Annotated in this window: 1 protein-coding gene; it reads left to right on the top strand. The window is 57.6% G+C overall.

What is annotated here, in order from left to right; translation table 11 throughout:
• Positions 1-95: 95 nt before the first annotated feature.
• The coding region (locus RMT89_RS40700; protein WP_315888788.1) for a hypothetical protein at positions 96-595 on the top strand (500 nt) is incomplete at its 3' end.

Below are 595 nucleotides of genomic sequence, written 5' to 3'. Positions count from 1 at the left end.
CAACCGGGATCGCACGACCGTTCGTCACGCCTTCCTTAAGGTGGAAGCGAACCGGGATCGTGAAGACTTCGATTCAGTAATGGAGAGACTTGAGAATGTTTGCGCAACTGCCGCTGTTTGAACCCGATAGTGCCTGGGTTCCTCCCCGTTTGTCGGACCTCCCAACGAGCTGGGGCTCGGGCCGGGTCGCTATCGATACAGAAACACGCGATGAGTTGCTGACCAAACTTGGCCCAGGGGTAAGGCGCGGGGCCTACATCGCAGGCGTTAGCTTTGCGATTGAGGACGGCCCTGCGTTTTATCTCCCGATCCGGCACGGCGGGGGCGGGAATATGCCCGCTGAGCAGGTGATTGCCTACGTTCAGGACTGTGCGCGGCGCTTCGACGGCATTCTGGTCGGGGCCAATCTCGGGTATGATCTGGACTTTCTGGAGGAGGAAGGGATCACCTTCCCGAACGTCAAATGGTTTCGTGACGTTCAGGTGGCCGATCCCCTTATCAATGAATTACACTTCAATTACAGCATGGAAGCGATAAGCGAACGCTGGAGCATCCCCGGTAAGGACGAAACCTTGCTTCAGGAGGCACTGGCGGC

This window comes from Streptomyces sp. P17 (assembly GCF_032436805.1).
In the GTDB taxonomy this organism is placed as follows: Bacteria; Actinomycetota; Actinomycetes; order Streptomycetales; family Streptomycetaceae; genus Streptomyces.
Note: the sequence above shows the minus strand (reverse complement) of the source record. Positions and strands in the feature narration are given on the sequence as shown.